The organism is Bradyrhizobium diazoefficiens, from assembly GCF_016612535.1.
In the GTDB taxonomy this organism is placed as follows: domain Bacteria; phylum Pseudomonadota; class Alphaproteobacteria; order Rhizobiales; family Xanthobacteraceae; genus Bradyrhizobium; species Bradyrhizobium diazoefficiens_C.
Genome location: NZ_JAENXS010000010.1, coordinates 1 through 3421, shown reverse-complemented (window position 1 = coordinate 3421; position 3421 = coordinate 1). Strand labels below are relative to the sequence as shown.

Annotated in this window: 2 protein-coding genes; one reads left to right on the top strand and one right to left on the bottom strand. The window is 51.8% G+C overall.

What is annotated here, in order from left to right; all coding sequences use genetic code 11:
- Window positions 1-1027 (top strand): ATP-grasp domain-containing protein (locus tag JJE66_RS37735; protein WP_210350199.1); only part of this gene is annotated, 1027 nt, incomplete at its 5' end.
- Here JJE66_RS37735 and JJE66_RS37730 read toward each other — a convergent pair.
- Window positions 959-3421 (bottom strand): hypothetical protein (locus tag JJE66_RS37730; protein ID WP_210350196.1); only part of this gene is annotated, 2463 nt, incomplete at its 5' end. The two genes, JJE66_RS37735 and JJE66_RS37730, sit on opposite strands and share 69 nt — an antisense overlap.

Here is a 3421-nt window from a genome sequence, read left to right as displayed (position 1 = left end):
GGGGTGTTCTTTGCCTGCACACAGACCGTGGGACAGAAAAATCGTGCTAGTTGCGGATCCTGTTGATCCACACGCTCCTAAGGACGCTTTCGATCGGAGAATTGATAGGCCCTCGAAGGATACCGTTGATGAGCTGCGGACCGCACTCGATATGTGTTGCGGCGAAGTGATCGTCCTGAGCGACCTAACGACCTTCACCGCTGAGGTTTCCCGATACTCGCAGAGCCTGGTATTTCCTTATTGGTTTGGTCAAATTAGCAGAAGTCGCCACGGACTGCTTCCAGCGATATGTGAAGCAAATGATCTTATGTTCGTTGGTGCAGACGCCTTTGTTAAGGTCGTTTGCAATGACAAGGAATTGTCTAAGGCCGTTTGTCGCCAAGTCGGGCTTGATACTCCAGCATCAATCCTTCTTCAGACGATCGAAGAGCTGGAGCATCTCAGAGGCGTTTCTCTTCCCGTGGTCGTGAAGCCTAACTACGAAGGGACTTCATTGGGAATTACTCAGCGCAATCTGTGTCGGAGCTGGCAAGAGGTGTCTCAAGTTGCGGAGATCATATTGAGGCAACTTGGTCAGCCGGTGATCGTCGAGGAGTTTATATCTGGCCGGGAGTTTTCCGCTTGCCTACTAGGGAATGGTGCTGGTGTTGTCGAACTCCAGATCGGCTCTTGGAAGATAGAAGGAAAGTCTGATTACCTTGATCACCAGATCAACTCGTTTGAGTTCAAACTGCCCAACGATCTTGAGTTCGAACTCGAAATGGTTACCAGTCAGTTTGATGAAGCGGTCATTGAAGCAATGAGGCGATGCTTTCGTTCCTTAGGCAAGGTCGAGCTTCTACGCATAGACGGACGCCAGAATGAGACGGGCGTATTCATCATTGAGCTAACCCCTGACATTTATTTGGGATCGGACGGGGAGTATTGCCAAGCTCTAAAGAAGCCGACGGCTGCTTATTCAGACATGATCGGAAGCATCATCGCTAACAGCCTGGAAGGGTATCAGGCCCAGGTGCCAATGAGCTAGATATACGGGGTGGAAATCTAGCTTGCGTCTCGACTCTGTATGATCAGTTTTTCCAGTTCTTCGGAACGACCAATACGCCTCATCAACCCCTGAGCGAAGGGGGACCCAGCTCTTTCTGTAGATATCGGCCTCATCCACGCGACCGAACCGCCTGCTCATTGCTTCCAAATTGAAAAGGGCAATTCTCTTAATCTCAGTATCCAACCCGCTCAAAGATATGAAAGAACGAAGGCGCTCTTCGATCTGTAGAGATCGATCAACGTCGCCAACGCTCGCGTGCCAAATGAGCATATTGAGCTGGATAAGCAGCTTGTCTAGCGTCTCGTACGACAAGACCAATGCTTGCTCCAGCAGCCGTATAGCCTCGGTGCTGGTATCTTCTCTGTACAGAGAGATAACTGCGCGATTGGCAAGCAGCGTAGATTGTTGCAGCCAAACGTCGCGCGCTATCTCGCTTGCTTTATCTAGCAGCAGCTCCGCACGATCGAGATCGGATGTATAGCCCAGCAACTGCGAAAGCGAGATGCATGCCGAGGCTAGCTCGCCGTGGAAACCGAACCGATCCGCTTCTTCGATAGCCCGCTCAAGATGCCGCAGACAGTCCGGCAAGTCCTCGTCAGTAAATAGGCAAAGGTCTGCGAAGCGAAGCAACGTCACGTATGCATTTCGGCCCGAAAAGTGCCTCTGTGAAATTGTCGCTTTGTAGAGGCTTCTAGCCGAGGCTAGTTGATTTGAGTTCCTAAGGCCGTGCATCCTTATCAATTGAAGGCATAATTCGGCATCCAAATCCCGTGGCTTGTCGCTCAACTCACGTAGATGCTTCTCCGCTAAACTGATGCCTCGGGCTTGGAATTCACTTGCGCAATACAGCTCAGCCTGAAGATACTTAAAGGACCGCGGCTTCTTCGCGACAAGATCTAAGCAGGCCAATGCTTCGTCAAACCAGCCCGCTTCGTAAAAGAAGCGGCATTGCTCCAGCGCCACGCGAGGCAAGATATGCGCGAATGTTGATCCATTCGACTCCAGCCGAGATGTAATCTGCTTCAAGTAGCTGACTATGCTCTTTGGATTTCTAGAGTTTATGCCCTTTTGCCCCAGCTCGCGCAGCGCTGACGCTATACCGGTTAAGTCGTTCAATGAAGCGCATTGATACAAGATCTGTCTGCAGCGATCTGCATCGGAGACGAATACTCCCAACGTCGACGCGCTGCGGTAGAAATCGCGCCAAAGCTTTTGGAAGCTTATATTGATTGCTGCAATGTCGACTCTACGACGTATGACGTCATGGACGCGGGATTGGCAGGATACGTCGCTCGAGGTCGCGATCGCAAGCAGCCTCTCATCGAGGTGATCCAGGGTCTTATCAATGTCGAGAGGCAGCTTAGTTTGGCCGGCGGCCTCGGACGAAAATAGAAATTCTGCTAATAGGCCCCGATCGACCGGGCCGGCATGAGCGGCTATGGCCAACATAACGTTGAGGTCCGAGCGCGACAGCGTCAGCACCCTCTCTTCCGTTAACCGGCTAAGAGCGTCTTCTGAGGCATCAAAATTCTCCGCCACGTCTGCGGAATGTGCGTTGAGATATGCCACTTCATCAAATGGTCGCAGATTTCCATCGCGGGCGAACTGTTCGCGCAGGGATGCCGAGAATCTATTTGGCAAACTCGCAAACAGGCGGTCTGCGTATTCGAGGGGCAGTCGCTCAACGCTGAGCTCTAACCGCTTGGCACTTGATAGATTGGCCTCAAGCGATAGCGCCAGTGTCGGATCAAGAGATTGGTATTCGATAAAAAAGATCGCAGGAGTAGTGTCCAACAAGTGCAGAATGAATTTTAGCTCGCCTTGTTCAAGTAATCCTGAATGGTCGATATGTACAACCGAGGGCGCAGCTCTAAGTCTTTCGAGAATGTACAGGAGCCTGAGATCATCCGGTTCAGTTCCTAGTGGCAGAATTGCACGATCCAAACTCAGGGACGCTTTGACGCGCTCATAGGTCTCCCATGCAAAGCGCGAAGCAGGACTTGGCAAGACCGCTTTGGTTGCGATGGATGCTGCAGCCTCAGATCCCTTTTTGAGGGCTCTTGTCCAACTGTGACTTCTGCAGAACTCTTCAAAGGTTGGAACGTTGAACTCTGGCGCCAGACCGCTGAGCTGCTTTTCGAGTAACTCTGGGAGGGGTAATCCGCCCGGCAATCCGCCAGCAACGGTGCCTCGATCGCAAAAAAGATAGGCCAGATCACTTCGATAGGTCTTAGCAGCATGTCGGAGCAAGGCGGTTTTCCCAACCCCGACTTCCCCGAACGCCACCACAAGGCGCGTTAGAAGGGGCTCCGATCGAAGAAATTTCGATAGTCGTTCCAAATAGAGACGACGATCAAGAAAGTCTGACAATCG